This window comes from Microcystis sp. M20BS1, assembly GCF_020245305.1.
Taxonomy (GTDB): Bacteria; Cyanobacteriota; Cyanobacteriia; order Cyanobacteriales; family Microcystaceae; genus Microcystis; species Microcystis ichthyoblabe_A.
This window is the reverse complement of sequence record NZ_JADBUZ010000234.1, coordinates 1-16,315: the sequence shown is the minus strand read 5'-3', so window position 1 is coordinate 16,315 and position 16,315 is coordinate 1. Positions and strand designations below refer to the sequence as shown.

At 43.4% G+C, this 16,315-nt stretch carries 14 protein-coding genes and 1 tRNA gene; 10 read left to right on the top strand and 5 right to left on the bottom strand.

The annotated features are described in order from the left end of the window. The first annotated feature begins 1,078 nt into the window (after positions 1-1,078). The gene (locus IM507_RS22160) at positions 1,079-1,459 is read left to right on the top strand and encodes a DUF1830 domain-containing protein (RefSeq protein ID WP_193960783.1); all 381 of its coding nucleotides are present in this window, start codon (positions 1,079-1,081) and stop codon (positions 1,457-1,459) included. 8 nt (positions 1,460-1,467) lie between these two features. On the opposite strand, the gene IM507_RS22155 is transcribed toward IM507_RS22160, so the two are convergent. After that, on the bottom strand, positions 1,468-4,095 hold the full coding sequence (locus tag IM507_RS22155) for a chloride channel protein (protein ID WP_287637765.1): 2,628 nt from the start codon (positions 4,093-4,095) through the stop codon (positions 1,468-1,470). A gap of 192 nt (positions 4,096-4,287) precedes the next feature. On the opposite strand from IM507_RS22155, the gene IM507_RS22150 reads away from it, so the two are divergent. Then, complete coding sequence (locus IM507_RS22150) at positions 4,288-5,340, top strand: DNA cytosine methyltransferase (RefSeq protein WP_287637764.1); 1,053 nt, start codon at positions 4,288-4,290, stop codon at positions 5,338-5,340. Here IM507_RS22150 and IM507_RS22145 read toward each other — a convergent pair. Together IM507_RS22145 and IM507_RS22140 are read right to left on the bottom strand one after the other, a co-directional pair. Continuing rightward, positions 5,327-6,022 carry an MAE_28990/MAE_18760 family HEPN-like nuclease gene (locus IM507_RS22145; RefSeq protein ID WP_287637763.1) on the bottom strand — a complete coding sequence of 232 codons (696 nt, stop codon included), beginning with the start codon at positions 6,020-6,022 and terminating at the stop codon, positions 5,327-5,329. The genes IM507_RS22150 and IM507_RS22145 overlap by 14 nt on opposite strands. A gap of 2 nt (positions 6,023-6,024) precedes the next feature. Further along, on the bottom strand, positions 6,025-7,116 hold the full coding sequence (locus IM507_RS22140) for a DUF262 domain-containing protein (protein ID WP_287637762.1): 1,092 nt from the start codon (positions 7,114-7,116) through the stop codon (positions 6,025-6,027). Positions 7,117-7,302: 186 nt separating this feature from the next. On the opposite strand from IM507_RS22140, the gene IM507_RS22135 reads away from it, so the two are divergent. Further along, entirely contained in the window at positions 7,303-7,821 is a 519-nt protein-coding gene (locus IM507_RS22135) for a DUF3122 domain-containing protein (protein ID WP_287637760.1), read from the top strand. Between the two features lie 56 nt (positions 7,822-7,877). On the opposite strand, the gene IM507_RS22130 is transcribed toward IM507_RS22135, so the two are convergent. Further along, positions 7,878-8,264: a DUF4359 domain-containing protein gene (locus IM507_RS22130; protein WP_002793455.1), complete on the bottom strand. Its 387-nt coding sequence runs from the start codon at positions 8,262-8,264 to the stop codon at positions 7,878-7,880. Between the two features lie 102 nt (positions 8,265-8,366). Between IM507_RS22130 and IM507_RS22125 the strand changes: the two genes are divergently transcribed. From IM507_RS22125 to argC, 4 genes are all read left to right on the top strand, one after another. After that, a tRNA-His gene (locus IM507_RS22125) sits at positions 8,367-8,439 on the top strand. A 185-nt stretch (positions 8,440-8,624) separates the two neighbouring features. Continuing rightward, positions 8,625-9,614, top strand: coding sequence for a DUF389 domain-containing protein (locus tag IM507_RS22120; RefSeq protein ID WP_002775376.1), 990 nt, complete (start codon positions 8,625-8,627; stop codon positions 9,612-9,614). Between the two features lie 86 nt (positions 9,615-9,700). Further along, entirely contained in the window at positions 9,701-9,964 is a 264-nt protein-coding gene (locus tag IM507_RS22115) for a DUF3146 family protein (RefSeq protein ID WP_002733391.1), read from the top strand. Positions 9,965-10,218: 254 nt separating this feature from the next. Then, on the top strand, positions 10,219-11,280 hold the full coding sequence (gene argC / locus IM507_RS22110; RefSeq protein ID WP_287637759.1) for an N-acetyl-gamma-glutamyl-phosphate reductase: 1,062 nt from the start codon (positions 10,219-10,221) through the stop codon (positions 11,278-11,280). A gap of 125 nt (positions 11,281-11,405) precedes the next feature. On the opposite strand, the gene IM507_RS22105 is transcribed toward argC, so the two are convergent. Beyond that, the gene (locus IM507_RS22105) at positions 11,406-12,698 is read right to left on the bottom strand and encodes a D-alanyl-D-alanine carboxypeptidase (protein ID WP_287637758.1); all 1,293 of its coding nucleotides are present in this window, start codon (positions 12,696-12,698) and stop codon (positions 11,406-11,408) included. Between the two features lie 149 nt (positions 12,699-12,847). On the opposite strand from IM507_RS22105, the gene plsX reads away from it, so the two are divergent. The 3 genes from plsX to fabD all read left to right on the top strand — a co-directional run bounded on the left by plsX (position 12,848) and on the right by fabD (position 16,124). Continuing rightward, positions 12,848-13,903, top strand: a complete 1,056-nt coding sequence (gene plsX, locus IM507_RS22100) for a phosphate acyltransferase PlsX (RefSeq protein ID WP_002775371.1) — start codon at positions 12,848-12,850, stop codon at positions 13,901-13,903. 175 nt (positions 13,904-14,078) lie between these two features. After that, a complete protein-coding gene (locus tag IM507_RS22095) occupies positions 14,079-15,080 on the top strand; it encodes a beta-ketoacyl-ACP synthase 3 (RefSeq protein ID WP_287637757.1) in 1,002 nt (333 codons plus the stop codon). Positions 15,081-15,197: 117 nt separating this feature from the next. Continuing rightward, the gene (gene fabD / locus IM507_RS22090) at positions 15,198-16,124 is read left to right on the top strand and encodes an ACP S-malonyltransferase (RefSeq protein ID WP_271936231.1); all 927 of its coding nucleotides are present in this window, start codon (positions 15,198-15,200) and stop codon (positions 16,122-16,124) included. Positions 16,125-16,315: the final 191 nt, after the last annotated feature.

Here is a 16,315-nt window from a genome sequence, read left to right as displayed (position 1 = left end):
TATTGAAAACTTTCAGATCCCCCCGCCTATCGGCACCCCCCTTATCAAGGGGGGCAGGGGGGATCGAACCTAAAATCCATTTTAAATTTAATTATAACCAGCTACTTATCTTTATCTAAGCAGATTGCTGACTAATTTAACGGCAAATGTCAATATTTAAGTAGGTAGGTATTGAAAACTTTCAGATCCCCCCACCTATCGGCACCCCCCTTATCAAGGGGGGCAGGGGGGATCGAACCTAAAATCCATTTTTAATTTAATTATAACCAGCTATTTATCTTTATCTAAGCAGATTTTAGAAAGTTTTTTTTTATCTTAATATTAATTATCAGTGGTCGGAGATAAGGTCTTAAGAAATGTCAATTATCGCTATTCTTACTGACCCTCAATAAATTAAAATCAGATCATAAATGCGATCGCTTGCTCAATTCTCGATGATTAATCTAGAGGCTAAAATCAGCAACTGAGACAATTAACCTTTTTCCAGCTACCGAGTTTAGGTGGTAAGCTCTTGACTATCTAAATTACTCGTTAAGATTGCAGGGGAGCAGCAAGAGGCAGTTTGAGCATTTGTACTAAAATTCTCAATACGCAGTTTAAATTCAGTGCAGCTTAGTCCGCTAAACGGTAGTGAACTTGACAATGTAGTTGATATTGTTACCGAACAGGGACGAAAAGATAGAATCAGATAGCGCATACTTAGGGCCGGCTGAATAAATCTAAAAACCTTGTTGGGTAAGAATTTTAGACTTTTTGTCAATCAAAAAATACCAGAGCTGGGAGTGAGCAGGGGGAAAATTCAGGTACTTTTTCCCTGAAAATTAGGATTGACCCTAAATAGCTGGGCAAAAAATTGAGAAAAACAGCAAAAAAGCGTAGTTTCCCCCTTGACAAATAGCCAAAACTAGGCATTAGTTAAATTTAATGATTTTTTAATAAAAACCGCTTTCTATCACCAGAAAAAGCTATCGGTAGATTTTTATCCGAGTAATGTAATCATCTTTACAACTATCGGGGATCAAAGGATGTTAGGGTGAAGGAGCGATGACAAATCCACTTTAAGATCACCTCAATTGCTATGGCACAGATTCTCGATCCCCTCCCCAACGGCAAGAAAAATAGTATTCTTTGTTGCTATGTCAATGCGACCAATCATATTCAAATTGTTCGCATCACCAATATTGCTAACTGGTATTTTGAAAGGGTGGTTTTCCCCGGGCAGCGTTTAGTATTTGAGACCCTAGCGGATGCTTTCTTAGAGATTCATACGGGGATGATGGCCAGTGCCATCCTTTCCGATAATATCCCCTGTGAACGCCTTTATATCAGCGATGGGGATGACGATGACTCCGACGGTCAACTAGAGGGGGAAATATTCTACCCCCATTCCCTAGAGGAAAGTCAAGGGGCGAAAATTGACAACACCGTACCCTTCGGTTTAACTTTAGCTTCCGCCTAGCTAATAACCTAATCTGATAATTCCCCTCGCACGAGAATCACAGTGCAATTAACCGCACGGGCAATCGTCGAGGGGATATTGCCATTTAATAACTGATTGAGCAAACTTTCCCTAGATGCACCCAAAAGCACCAAAGAACAGTCTTCCGATTCCACCAGATTAATTATTGCCTCGGCTGGAGAGGCCGAAGGAATCGGTAAAGGCACAATTGGCTGTGCGATCGCTTTCTGTAAAGATGCTTGTAAAACTTCCAAAATAGACAGATCTGGCAGTAACTCCGTCGGAGAATAGATTTTACATAACCAAAGTTTGGGATAATCCGAAGACTCGGACAAAGACAGCAAACTAGGCAATAATGCTAAGGCGCGTTGGGCATTGGGACCGCCGGCGGTGGGAATCAGCCAAATCCTTTCCAGGTTAGGATCATTGGGAAAACAATCCTTTGTACCCAATTTTACCAAAATGGTTTCACAGGGAGCTTGGGCGATCAAAGTATCGACTAAAAACCCAAAAATCGCCCCAGTAGTGGATCTTTCCCCCGTCCAACCCATAATTAATAAATTGCTGTGTCGTTCGCGAATCGTGGCCAAAATCCCTTCGGCGATATCCTGAGCCACCGAAATTTGTGTATGAACAGAGATATTCTGCTGTCGCGCTAATCTTTCCAGACGATGAAGTAATTTGCGTCCTTCCCGCGTATCTACCTTTACTTCCGCCGGAGAACTAAGACGAGGTACAGTAATCACATAGAGACAATCTATCTCATAATTGCGTTCACGGGCGACAGCAGCGGCAATTTTAAACAAAGCGGTAGCGGTGTCAGGATTGGCAATAGGTAACAAAATCCGGCCTATTCCCACAGCCGGAGAACGAGTTTGATAAACCACATAGGAAGGGGTAGTGGGTTGAGGCAGTTGACAAACCCCCCCCAATTGATCAGCTTCCACCCGGATAATATCGGTGCGGGTGATGATCCCCACCAGTTTTTGACCATCGGTAACGGGTAAACGGGAAAGCTGATAGCGATTTAACAGAAATAAAACATCGCTTAAAGCTGCTTGGGGAGCTACAGTAATCGGATTGGGAGTCATGATCTCCCGCAGGACAGTTTGACTGTTTTTCGATCGCCATTTATCCAGATCACTTTGGGTAAAAATCCCCAATAGTCGCCCCTGTTCCACCACGGGAAAACCGCGATGATGGGAACGAGACATAATTTTCACCACTTCCCCCAGGGGTAAATCCGCCGGCAGAATTTCCACCTGCGATTGCATCACATCTATAGCCGACAGATGGGCTAACACATCATTAGCAGGGGTTTCCTCGTTGAGAATAATACCACTAGCGGAAAGTAAATGCTGATAGAGAGAACCGGGTAGAATGCTTTCGGCAGTGATATAAGAAACGGCACAGGTCAACATCAGGGGCAGCACAACATTAAAATTGTGATGCAGTTCAAAGACAATCACGATCGCCGTTACCGGAACCCTGACTACTCCGGTAAAAAAGGCCCCCATACCGGCTAAAGCATAACTAGGTTCGCTGCCGAAACCCATAATTTTCGTCTCGATTCCCCCCACCAGAAACCCCAAACAGGAGCCCAACACCAAAGCAGGGGCGAGCAGTCCTCCCGGTGCGCCGGAACTATAGGAAATCATCGTCAGGAAAAAATAGACCACAAAAGCGAGGGCGGTATTCTGCCAACTTAATTCCCCTGCCAGCAAAAATTCGCGTAAACCCGTATTATCTCGAAAAAAGTCGGGTAAAAAAGCCACTACCGTTCCCGATAAGCAACTGACCAGACCGATGCGCCAAGCCAGAGATAACCGCCAACGCCGCTGCATCTGGCTACAAAAAAGGATGCCTTGATTGAATAAAGCCCCCAATAAGCCCGCTAAAACCCCCAAAAGGCAATAAATGGGTATTTCTTGGGCAGAGAAGCTAATATTGGCATATTCAGTGATGATCGAGGGGGTATTCTGCAGCATCATCGAAACCACGGCCCCGGTAAAGGAAGCCACGATCGCCGTTTCTAGGGTCATACTGGAAACATCGCGCATTAATTCCTCGATCACAAAGAGGACTCCGGCGATGGGAGTAGTAAAACCGGCCGCTAACCCGGCGGCTGCCCCGGCTGCGATCATCTGACGACGGTGATCGGGACTGGTGGGCAGCCAGACGCTTAATTGGGCCGCCAGGGCTGCTCCGATGTGTACCGTGGGGGCCCGACGACCAAGGGTTAAACCACCGCCAAGGATCAGGATCGCCCCGATCATTTTTACGACGGCAACGCGCCAAGACAGGGGCAAAGGGTATTTAGCTAGGGCTGCTTTTACTTGGGGAATACCCCCCCCGGCGGCTGCGGGGGAGAAGTGTTCCACAATCCAGCCGGCGCTATAACCAAGCAGAAAACCGCCGAGGGGCAAAACTAGGAAAGGAGAGGAATTGGCTACTAGATGCACCCGCCAACCACCTAACCAACCGATGCCCAATTTCAGGATAATAGCGGCAAGGGCGGAGAGAATTCCGATTAAACAGGCGACCAGTAAAGCATAACGACTATCGGTGGCGCTACGTCCGAAGTGTTGGGATTTAAACCACTGACGGAGGTTTTGGTAACGGGCAAAAAGTCCCATAATTATCAGGGAGAATCAAGGCAATGGCAGGGCGAGGATTTATTTCGGGTTCTGATTCCTCGTCTCTTTAATCATAGGCCGTTAAGTTCTGTGACTGTTCACCTTGTTTCTACCAGTGGACCCAATAGTAGTTTTTCGATCGATGGGCTAGGATCGAAGGTTGTCCCTATCTTTGAGCGGAGGATATAAAACTTGTCATTGATTGACCATATCTCTACAGTGGATCTATTTTGTGGGGCCGGGGGGCTAACCCATGGTTTTGAGAAAGCTGGACTAATCGTTAAAGCGGGTTATGATATCGACCCAGCTTGTCAATTTCCCTACGAACATAATAATAAAGCCCAGTTTATTTTAAAAAATATCGAGGATGTTAGCGGCGATGATTTAGCAATTCATTTTTACGGCAGCAAAGTGAAGATTTTAGCCGGTTGCGCTCCTTGTCAACCTTTTTCTACTTATTCAAGACGTTACCAGCAGCGTGATATGAAATGGAAACTTCTCCAAGATTTTGCTCGTTTGGTGCAAGATTGTCAACCGGATATTGTTTCTATGGAAAATGTTCCACAATTACAGAATACTTCAGTTTTTGAGGAGTTTATTCAGAAATTAATTAGCTTAAATTATACTATTGAATCCTCTAGGGTCAATTGTCTGGATTATGGCATACCTCAAACCAGAAAACGCTTGATTTTATTGGCTTCACGCTTTGGTAGGATTAATCTACTTCCTGCCACTCATAGCCCAGAAATGTATGCAACAGTCCGCACAACTATCGCTCATCTTCAACCATTGCAAGCAGGACAAAAATCTGATTTTGATCCTCTGCACCAATGCAGTAATTTATCTGCACTAAATTTACGTCGTATTCGAGTTTCCAAACCGGGGGGTACTTGGAGTGATTGGCCAGAAGAATTAATTGCCAGTTGTCATTTAAAAAATAGTGGTAAAACCTATCCTAGTGTCTATGGTCGTATGGAATGGGAGCAACCAAGTCCAACAATTACAACGCAATTTTTCGGCTATGGTAATGGTCGATTTGGACATCCAGAGCAAGATCGAGCTATTTCTTTACGGGAAGCGGCTTTATTACAAACTTTTCCTCAAAATTATCAATTTTTATCTCCTAATGAACCGGTAGTTTTTGACCGGATTGGTCGCTTGATTGGTAATGCTGTCCCCGTTAAGTTAGCTGAAGTTATTGCCTTGAGTATCTTAAATCATATCCAGATATTTATCGATCATTAATCTGAGATCTATCTAAATAATCTTGTCTGGTAATATATTGGTTAATATTGTTTAATATTTGTTCCAGATAAGCAATTACTTCCTCCTTAATTGTTAGCAACTCCTCCACAGTAATATCTCTACCAATTTCAGCAAACGATTTATTTCCATGAGCTAAATCATTACGTTTGTTCTTGATCATATCCAAGCTTTCCCCATGTTTGGTCCTGTTATATTCAGTATCACAAGAGAATCCAAAATTTCTCGCAGTTTTCCTAACTTCTCTTTTATCAATATTACCAGAGAATAATTCCTGACTTTGAAATCCAGCTGCAATAATATCAGTAGAAATATCTCTGATGTTAGAGTGAATATTCTCTGGGGAGCGTTTTTTGAAATTTTCAATAACAATTTTTTTAATTTCGGTACTTACCAAATTATAGGAAACTCTTCTATTTTTGAGTTCATCAAAAATTGCGATAACTGCATTCCTCATACTTGATTCAACCAGATTATAGAGTAGTAAAAAACTATTGGCTTTAAGGGTTTTAATTAATTGGGAGTCTAGGGGGATATTTTCCCTTTGTCCATCATCTTTTAATACCGATAATTGTAGGGTTTCCTGTTCTAATTTTTCTAAAAATGCGAAATATCTATTAATTTCTTCTACCCGTTCTTGAAAATCGATCAAAACTGTTTGCATAGTTAATTCAAAAGATGATCACGAACGTATTCTATACGACGAATTACTTTAGGTCGAGAATTACTGGCATCAGAAGTAGTATATTCCCTAAATTCTTCTGAATCTAACCAATCGATTGACTTGGGAACCAATTGGGGATTTTCTTTTAAGGCTAAGGCAACCCCCACGGAAATGGCTTCAAAGCGAATTCTGGGAGTCCTAACATGGCCTTTTGCTTTAGAAAATCCATTGGGAAAATATTTCTCCACAAAATCTAACATGATTAAAAATTGCTCACGAAACTTCTCTTGATCAAGATTATTTGTATTATGTTCCTCCAGATATTCATCTACAAATTCCTTGACCCTTGTACCAAAATTTTTATAATTATCTAAATAGGCAAAGAAACGTAAGATAAATTCTTCTGGTTCTCTTTGGCGACGAGACGCTTCCGATAAGGGACAAAGTTTGATAAATTTTTCTTCTTGAGCAAGTTCTGCTACTAAATTAACTAGGGGGCCAGGAGATATACCTCTCCGTTTTTCCATATCATTTAAGGGGATACTACCTGTATTGATACGTTCAAACAGGTCTCTGCGTACTTCTTCATCGGCTTTTTCTGTAAGCACTATCATGCGAATAGTAGAACGATTGAAGCGCCTTTGTCTCGCCAATGGTAAATCACTAAACCTAAACCCATTTAATGTTTCTAACTTTTTTAATTCACATAATTCTAGCTCATCATTGAGAAATCTACTTAAAGTCCGAATGCGTTGAGTTCCGTCAATAAGTTCTAACCTCCCCAAATCTTCTTCCTCGTCCTTGCGTAAATCTGCCACAAAAATATAGGGTATGGGTAGTCCTAAAAAAATTGATTCAATGAACTTCGACTGGTGAGCTTCTGGCCAGATCATCTCTCTTTGGTAATCTGGTATATAAAGTTCATTGATGTCTTCATCTAAACCCTCTTTATATTTTTGAACTAAAACCTCCACAGGATATTCCTTTGTGTCGTAATCAACTATTTTCTGTTTTTCGCGGATTTCTTGCTCTGCTTCGTCTTTCAGACTATCGCTGATTTCTGTTCTAGCAAATTCATCGGGTTTGTTAGCCATCTCGAAGTTACTTGCAACTATCAATTTATCTAATCAATCATACAATGTCTTTGCGGAAAAAAGCCGCTCCACTTCCCTTGACAGCAGCTTTTTTTTGAATAATTAACTATATAGTGATATAATCATGTTAATTTGGCTCAAGCGCCGAAGCTCGTATCACATTTTTTAGCTAATGTCAATAAAGTTATGAAACGATTTCTATTATTATTTTGTGTTATCGTCAGTTTTTTGGTATTTATCAGCCTTCAAATCGATTTTTCCTTGTCCGCACTAGCTCTAACCAGACAACAGCTAGAAGGACCGGGGCAGCTGTTGTATCAATCCCGTCATAGTTTGCGCGATGATGTCGGTAGTCCTTGGCAGGTGGTGTTATTCAAACGAGTTAAAGATGGGGAAACGGTAGAAATTAGTTTGCGCTTGGTGGGATTTCCAGAGGGGATTGAGTTTCTTCACCCGGAAAGATTAACGATAACCACTGCTAAAGGTCAAATTTTAGCGGCTGAGGATGCTTTTGCCCAAGAATCACCCGCAGCTAACGTTGGTCAATACAAGATGCAGGATATCTTAACGCAGCTACCCGTTACCGAAGCGATCGAGCTTTCCCTACCCCTAGACAATCCCCGCGCTCTCACTATCCCGACTCCTGTACTTTTGGAATGGCAAAGTCTGCTTTTTTCCGTAAATGGAGGAAATCCCAATCACTGAGCTACAATAAAATCACTACCATCAGGATTTACTCTCAGAAAATTTCAATTATCTGACTACAGTTCTAAAGCTTCGTAGATGTATAATTTATTCAAAAAACCGACGCTGCTGAATTGATAACTAGGTAAAGGGGGAGGGAACGATAATTCCGTTTGATAAACGCTGAAAATGAGAAAATTCTTTCTAGTGGTGTTAGTGGCGATCGCTTCTTGTAAAAAAGGATGACCCGTATCCACCAACATTTTACAGTAACCCCGTAAGAGAGCTTGCACCTCGGGGGAAGCTTGCGCCCGAGCGCAGACATTATCCTTAAGATAGCTAGTTAACCTCTGGGAAGCGTATTGTTCGTAATCTTGACGATTAGGGTTAGTTGTCAGCAATATACCCGCAATTACCCCTAAAACCACTCCTAACACCATTCCCCCTAACCGCGCCAATTTCATAAGCTCTCAAATCATCACTCACTTACCCTAACCATAGCCTGAATTAGGATAAAAAACCTCTTGTCAACCATTCGTCTTGTGTTATACTTGAAAAAGTGTACGGCGAGCGTAGCCAAGTGGTTAAGGCAGTGGATTGTGGTTCCACCACTCGGGGGTTCGAGTCCCCTCGTTCGCCCTCTTTTCAAAGATCGCTAATTGTTCTTTTCCTATATCTTCCCTATCGACAAAGGATTTCTCGGCTAGTGAGAGAGGGTCTATCTTTCTCTAGAAAAGTCGCATTTCATCCATTGCTTAAAAAGACAATGGCTTTCATGCTCCCGTGTTATTTCGGTAAAATAAAAGTCCATCTTCCTCAGCACAATGACGAGAAAAGAACGGCCCCACTCGTGGTTCTCAAGAAAACCCTTGACCTGGCAACAATCGCGGGCCATGTGGCGCGATTTATGGTTAGAAGCGTCCCTCGATTTTCCCTATCTAGCTTTGATTGTTAGTTCTTGTGCGATCGCTACCTTTGGCTTAGTTGCCAATAGTGCAGCCGTGATTATTGGAGCGATGATTATTGCCCCTTTGATGTTGCCGATTCGTAGTCTGGCTTTTGGTGGTTTAATTGGTAGTTGGCGATTAATTCGTAAGTCAGCCCTGGCGATTTTAGTTGGTACGATTATCGCTTTAGCGATAGCTTGGTTGCTAGGATTATTAATCGGAATTTCTGAATTTGGTAGTGAAATTCAAGCCCGTTCTCAACCGAATCTTTTAGATTTAGGAGTGGCAATTACGGCAGGGGCAATCAGTGGTTATGCCAAAATAGAACCGAAAATTTCAGGTACTTTAGCGGGAACAGCAATCGCCGTGGCTTTAATGCCACCAGTTTGCACGATTGGTTTAGGATTATCCCAAGGCAATTGGATTCTAAGTTTGGGGGCGACTCTGTTATATATTACCAATTTATTAGGCATTGCTCTCGCCTGTTTGTTGGTCTTTTTGCTGGCAGGTTATTCTAGTTTTCATCGGGCGCGTAACGCTCTAATTTTGACTTCTATCCTGACAGCGGTTTTGCTAATTCCCTTAGGAATAAGTTTTGCAACTCTGGCTAATCAAGCTCGCTTAGAAAGGCTGATCAAAAAAGCTTTATTACAACGAACGATTACTTTTCAACGGGCAGAATTATTGGAATCTTCGATTAATTGGCTCAAGCAGCCTCCCCGGGTGAGATTAGTCGTAAGAACTGCGGAAAGTATTACCCCCAGACAGGTAGAATTGTTGGAAGAATTTATTACTAAGGAAATGGGGCGACCTTTTCAATTAAATGTCTTGGTTTCTAAGGTTAATGAAGTCACTTCCCCGGAATAGCGTCGAGAAAATTGGCTGAAGTAATGACAAACAAGGATTAATTCGCTATCTTAATGTTTGATATTTAATCTATAGGTAGGGTTCAGGTGAGTGGCGGCAATCGACCAGAAAGCACGGCTTATGTGCGGATAATTAAGCAATCTTGGCAAACGGGGAAATTAGAGGGGGAAGTGCGGACGGAACAATATCAATGGCGTTTTCAGTGGCATTTTCTTCAAGGCAAGTTATTAGTACAACCTTCCCTAGGTAGGGCTTTGATTTTTGAACCCTTGAATCGGTTTTTAGAACGCTACGATTATCAATTAGAACCGGGAGGAGATTATGAATTTACGGTGCGCTCAAAATTTTAAATATGGGGGATTGAATTACAGCCTTTCTCCTAAGGATGAAGTTTAACTTAATTTGGCATCATAAAAGGAAAACCTTGTACCTCATCATTAAGATAACTGCCTATTGATCAAAAGAAATTGACGGTTTAGGGACAACCCGGCCAAGATACTAGGTTTTTAAAGGAAGTTTTTTGATTTAAATCCCACTGGTTAGGCTAAAATTCAGCCATACTAAAGCGTTATATTAACGATAAGAATTTTTAGGAATAAGGGAAATGACGCAAGAACAGAAGGTTTCAGTGGGTATTGTCGGCGCTTCCGGATATGGTGGCGTACAGTTGGTACGTTTGCTCAAAGAACATCCCTTCGTAGAATTAGCCTATCTGGGGGGCGATAGTAGCGCCGGAAAACCCTACAGTGATTTATATCCCCATCTCGGTCATAGCATTAATCTTAATGTGGAGGCGATCGATTTAGAGATAATTGCCTCCCGTTGTCAAGTGGTTTTCTTGGGTTTACCCAATGGTTTAGCCTGTGATTTAGCCCCTCCTTTGATCGCTAAAGGGTGTAAAGTCTTGGATCTGTCAGCAGATTATCGTTTTACTAGCCTAGAAACCTATAGTAAATGGTATGGCAAGGAACGTCAGGACCAAGCGATCGCATCTACGGCTGTGTACGGTTTACCGGAACTTTATCGGGAAGATATTAAAAATGCCTCTTTGATCGGTTGCCCCGGATGTTATCCTACTGCTAGTTTAATGGCGATTTCTCCCCTGTTAAAACAGGGTTTAATTCTCCCGGAAACCACGATTATCGATGCTAAATCGGGAACTTCGGGAGGAGGAAGACAAGCTAAGATTAATATGTTATTGGCAGAAGCAGATAGTTCGATCGGGGCCTATAATGTAGCGGGAAAACACCGTCATACTCCCGAAATTGAGCAAATTTGCAGCGATTTAGCCGGTCATGAGGTGCGCGTCCAGTTTACTCCCCATTTAATGCCCATGGTTCGGGGTATCCTGTCCACAGTCTATGCAACTTTGCGGGATCCCAATCTGGTGCGGGATGATTTGATCACTATCTACAATGCTTTTTATCGTGCTTCTCCCTTTGTCAAAATCCTACCAGGGGGAGTCTATCCACAAACTAAGTGGGCCTGTGGTACTAATTTATGTTATCTCGGTATTGAAGTGGATCCGAGAACCGATCGAGTGATAGTGATGTCAGCGATCGATAATTTAGTTAAGGGACAATCGGGACAAGCGGTACAATGTCTCAATCTCATGATGGGTTGGGAAGAATCCCTTGGTTTACCGCAAATGTGTTTTTATCCTTAAAAATTCGGCTTGGGCGCAAGCTTTGCGCCCCTACATTGCAGCCAGTATGATTGGTGAGGACCCATAGTGTACGCCCTCCCTTCGATCAGATTCGCTCATCACCATAACCTCTTAGCCAATCAATTCTAGAAACCTTGACTTATTCGACTGGGATCACCTAGAAAGGATCTTTCAGGAATCGATCCTTTAGTCGCTTCCGGGAGAATTTGCCAGTGTTGATCTAAATCTTGTAACACCCGATCCTGCTGATTTCTGAATCCCTCGATATTGCTACTACCAGCATTCATAATTACAAACCAAACTTTACCCCTTTCTTGGGTGGGAATTTCTCCGGCTAAGGCGCTAACTTGGGCTAAAGTTCCAGTTTTAATCATCACTCCTTTAGGAATGGCCCGCCACTGCATAGTTCCTTTGGTATCGCGTCCCCCCACCGGAAATAAATCAGCTACTTTGATCGGTTGATTGGCTAACTTGCGATCCAATGCTTTCAGAATCTCAATAACTGCCCGGGGAGACAAGCGATTTTCTACCCCCAATCCCGAACCATTAATTAATTGAATTTCCTCCGCTCCTACCCCAGTAATTTTAGTATTAATTGCGTCCACCGCCGCGGGACCACCGAGCAGTTCCGCTAACATTTCTGACATGACGTTGTTACTATAAATATTCATCTGACGCAACAGTTCCGTTAAAGTTAAGGACTGATGACGCAATAATAATCGGGCATTTTCGGGGCGAATTTGACTGGCTCGAACCCTGCCCAAAATCTTCACCTGTGGGGCTTGTGTGCCGCTAGGAAGGCTCTGAAAAGCTTTTTGGCTTTCTTTTGACCATTTCGATTGATCAAGCCCAATTTTCAGCAATTCTCCCGCTTTGAGGGGATCGGTTTGAAAATTCATGGCGAATTGACCCGTAATGATCAGATCGCCTTTGACCTGACGGATGCCTAATTGATCGAGACCATTGCCCACTGCGATCGCTTCTTCCCAGACAAAGAGAGGATCTCCTGACCCTTCAATAATTAAATCTCCCTCTAACACCCCGTTTTTGACCTCTCCCGTTGTGTAAAAACGAGTAGCAAAACGATGATCGAGGGGCCAGGTTTCCACGGCGGCGAGAGTAGTGGCGATTTTAGTCAATGAAGCCCCCGAAGCGGGTAGATTACCCTGATGATCGGCTAAATCAGCCCATTCCGTCTCAATTAAGACCCGTTGTTGACTAGAGTTTAAACCTTTTTTCGTCAAGTCTTGCAGATAATCGGCCACGATCGCCGCCACCCGGGGATCGGGAGCGGTGGGAAGGTCAAAAATAGGCTGATTTTGCCAAGAAATTAGGGGAATATTGGCGATCGGTTGGGGTTGCCCCCCCAGCCAACCGAAGAGAAAGCCGAAAACTGCAAAATTAAAAACTGAGAACATCTTTTCCTTAATCGCAATGATGCCTTATTGTATAGAGATGATTGGTAATTTTTAACAATTGCTCGATCAGAAAACACTAATCCTCGATCGGCCAGCTTTTCTCAAGAGCTGCCGCTCAACTTATTAAAGATTTCTATCCCACTGACTCAATGGCAGAAACGGCATTAAATCGGGCAAGAATCGCGGTAGATGCGATGGGAGGTGACTACGCTCCCAACGAGATCATCGCGGGATCGATGCGAGCTTCCGAAGAATTAGATGTAGAAGTATTATTAGTCGGCGATTCTGAACGGATTGAGGCTTATTTCCAGCATCATCCCCGTCCCAAGAATCTCACGATCGTCCACGCGGAGGAAGTGGTGGCCATGGACGAAGAGCCGATCACCGCTATCCGTCGCAAACCAGCGGCCTCGATTAATGTGGCCATGGATTTAGTCAAACAAAATCGCGCCGATGCAGTGGTGGCCGCCGGTCACTCCGGGGCAGCCATGGCGGCGGCGTTGCTGCGTTTGGGTCGTTTAAAAGGAATCGATCGCCCAGCGATCGGTGCGGTGCTGCCGACGATGTTGGCGGGTAAATCAGTTATTATCCTCGATGTCGGGGCGAATGTGGACTGTAAACCCAAATATTTAGAGCAGTTTGCTCTAATGGGAACAATTTACAGTAAATACGTTATGGGTGTTGAAGATCCGAAAGTCGGTTTACTCAATATCGGTGAAGAAGCCAGCAAAGGTAACGATCTCGCCCTAAAAACCTACGAATTATTAGAAAATAACCAGCAAATTCCCTTTATCGGCAATGCTGAGGGCCGGGATGTGCTATCGGGACAATTCGATGTGATTGTCTGCGATGGTTTTGTCGGTAATGTCCTGTTAAAATTTGCCGAAGCGGTGGGAGGAGTTATCCTACAAATTCTCAAAGAAGAATTACCTAGGGGGATACAGGGTAAAGTGGGGACGGCTTTAATTAAACCCAATCTTAAACAGATTAAACAACGCATGGATCACGCCGAACACGGCGGTGCGCTGTTATTTGGAGTCGATGGGGTCTGTGTGATCAGTCACGGCAGTTCCCAAGCACCTTCAATTTTTAACGCCATCCGACAGGCGAAAAATGCCGTCGATAATCGCGTTTCTGAGCGCATTCAAGCCTACAATGACCACCATCATCAATTAAAAAAGTTGTCGGTGAACGGTGAAGATTAAGCTGTCATCCTTTTGCTGTTATCAGTAATCAGTAATCAGTGAAAAGACGGTGGGAAACTGCTATTTAATACTGCTTACCTAATACTCAAATCTGGTCACTGATAACTGACCCACTGATAACTGACCCACTGATAACTGATAACTGATAACTGATAACTGAAAAAGGGGGAATATTTTGAACGGATTCGGGGCAGCAGTCGTCATTACCGGTTGTGGATCGGCCACACCAGCGCAATTTCTTAGTAATGAAGAACTCAGCCAAATTGTCGAGACTTCCGATGAGTGGATTAAAAGTCGTACTGGCATCGGTAAACGCCATTTAGCGGATCAATCGGTGTCTTTAAGCCAATTAGCAGCCCAAGCGGCTATTAAGGCTCTAGAAATGGCTCAGGTGTCACCTAGGGACATCGATCTGATTCTCTTGGCTACTTCTACCCCCGATGATCTGTTCGGTAGTGCGGCCCAGGTTCAAAGTCAGATCGGGGCCAATCGGGCGATCGCTTTTGATCTCACCGCCGCCTGTTCGGGTTTTCTGGTGGCATTAGTCACCGCCACCCAGTTTATCCGTACTGGTACTTACCGCAATGTCTTGGTTATCGGGGCCGATGTTCTCTCCCGTTGGGTGGATTGGAACGATCGCGCTACCTGTGTCCTTTTTGGTGATGGGGCAGGGGCGGTTCTTTGTCAAGCAAATGATACAAAAGATAACATTCTCGGTTTTGAACTCCATAGTGACGGCAGCCAGAATGGTTCTCTTAATCTCGCCTACGAGGGGGAGGAATTGCCTCTTAAGGAGGGGATAAGGGTTCAAAAAGGGACCTATACGCCCCTAAGGATGAACGGACGGGAAGTCTATCGTTTTGCTGTGGCAAAAGTGCCAGAGGTCATCGAAAAAGCCCTCTATCGGGCTAATTTAACCACCAGTGACATCGATTGGTTAGTTCTGCACCAAGCTAATCAAAGAATTATGGACGCGGTGAGCGATCGCCTGAAACTGTCTCCCGAAAAAGTGATCAGCAATCTCAGCGAGTATGGCAACACTTCCGCAGCCTCGATTCCTCTAGCCCTCGATGAAGCTGTCAGGAGTGGTAAGGTCAAAAAAGGTGATATTATTGCTTCTTCCGGCTTTGGTGCCGGTTTAACTTGGGGTGGGATTATCTTCCGTTGGGGAGATTAATTCAGTAACCAGTAAACAGTAACCAGTAAACTAAAAACTCACATCTGATAACTGATAACTGATAACTGATAACTGATAACTGACCAAAACACAACTATCTATCTATTTTAAGAACTTATGAAAACAGCGTGGATATTCCCGGGACAAGGATCGCAAGCGTTAGGAATGATTGGAGATTTAGCGGAAAGCGCACTTGGCCAAGAGAGATTAGAAATAGCAGCAAAAATCCTTGGTTGGTCGGTTTTAGAAAAATGTCAAGGGGATGAAGAAACCCTATCTCGTACTCTTTATACTCAACCTTGTTTATTTGTGGTGGAGAGTATTTTAGCGGATTTGTTGCAAGAAAAAGGTCATTTTCCCGATCTAGTTGCTGGTCATAGTCTCGGTGAATATTCCGCTTTATATGCGGCCAGGGTGTTTAATTTTGAAACAGGATTAAATCTAGTTCAAAACCGTTCCCGTTTGATGGATGCGGCCGAAGGTGGTAAAATGGCCGCCTTAATGAAATTTGATCGCACCAGTCTAGAAACAGTGGTTAATCAGACGGAAAATGTAGTTATTGCTAATGATAATAGTGCTGAACAAGTGGTGATTTCTGGGACTCCTGAAGCGGTGGATTTAGTATTAGGTCAAGTGAAAGTTAAGCGGGTTATCCAGTTAAAAGTATCCGGTGCTTTTCACTCTCCCTTGATGGAAAATGCTGCCATTCAATTTCAGCAAATTTTAGAATTAGTTAATTTTCGGTCTGCAAAAGTTCCTGTGATTTCTAATGTCGATCCCAGCAATCCTACCCAGGACGGGGAAGAATTAAAAAAATATCTGATCCGGCAGATGACTAGCTCGGTTCGCTGGCGAGAAATTATGTTAAGATTGCCAGATGTGGGTGTGAAGAAAGCGATCGAAGTGGGTCCAGGTAAGGTTTTAACTGGTTTAATTAAACGAACTGCTCCCGCAATTGAGTTAGAAAATATTAGTCAATTAGCTGATATATCCAAGAATAGCGACGATGTTATATTCCAGGGTTCATTAATTGGTGTTGGTTAAATTATCTGGCAATATTTTCGATGAAATAAATTGATCGATCCTATGTAGGGTTTGCGGCAAAAAGCTTTTCCTAGGGGCAGGGTGTGGGGTGTGGGGTTTTACCTATTTTGAGGTAGTCAGTTACCTAATTTTCAGGGAAAAAGTACCTGAATTTTCCCCCCGATCCCCGCAACGGCTGGCACTTTTTGAGG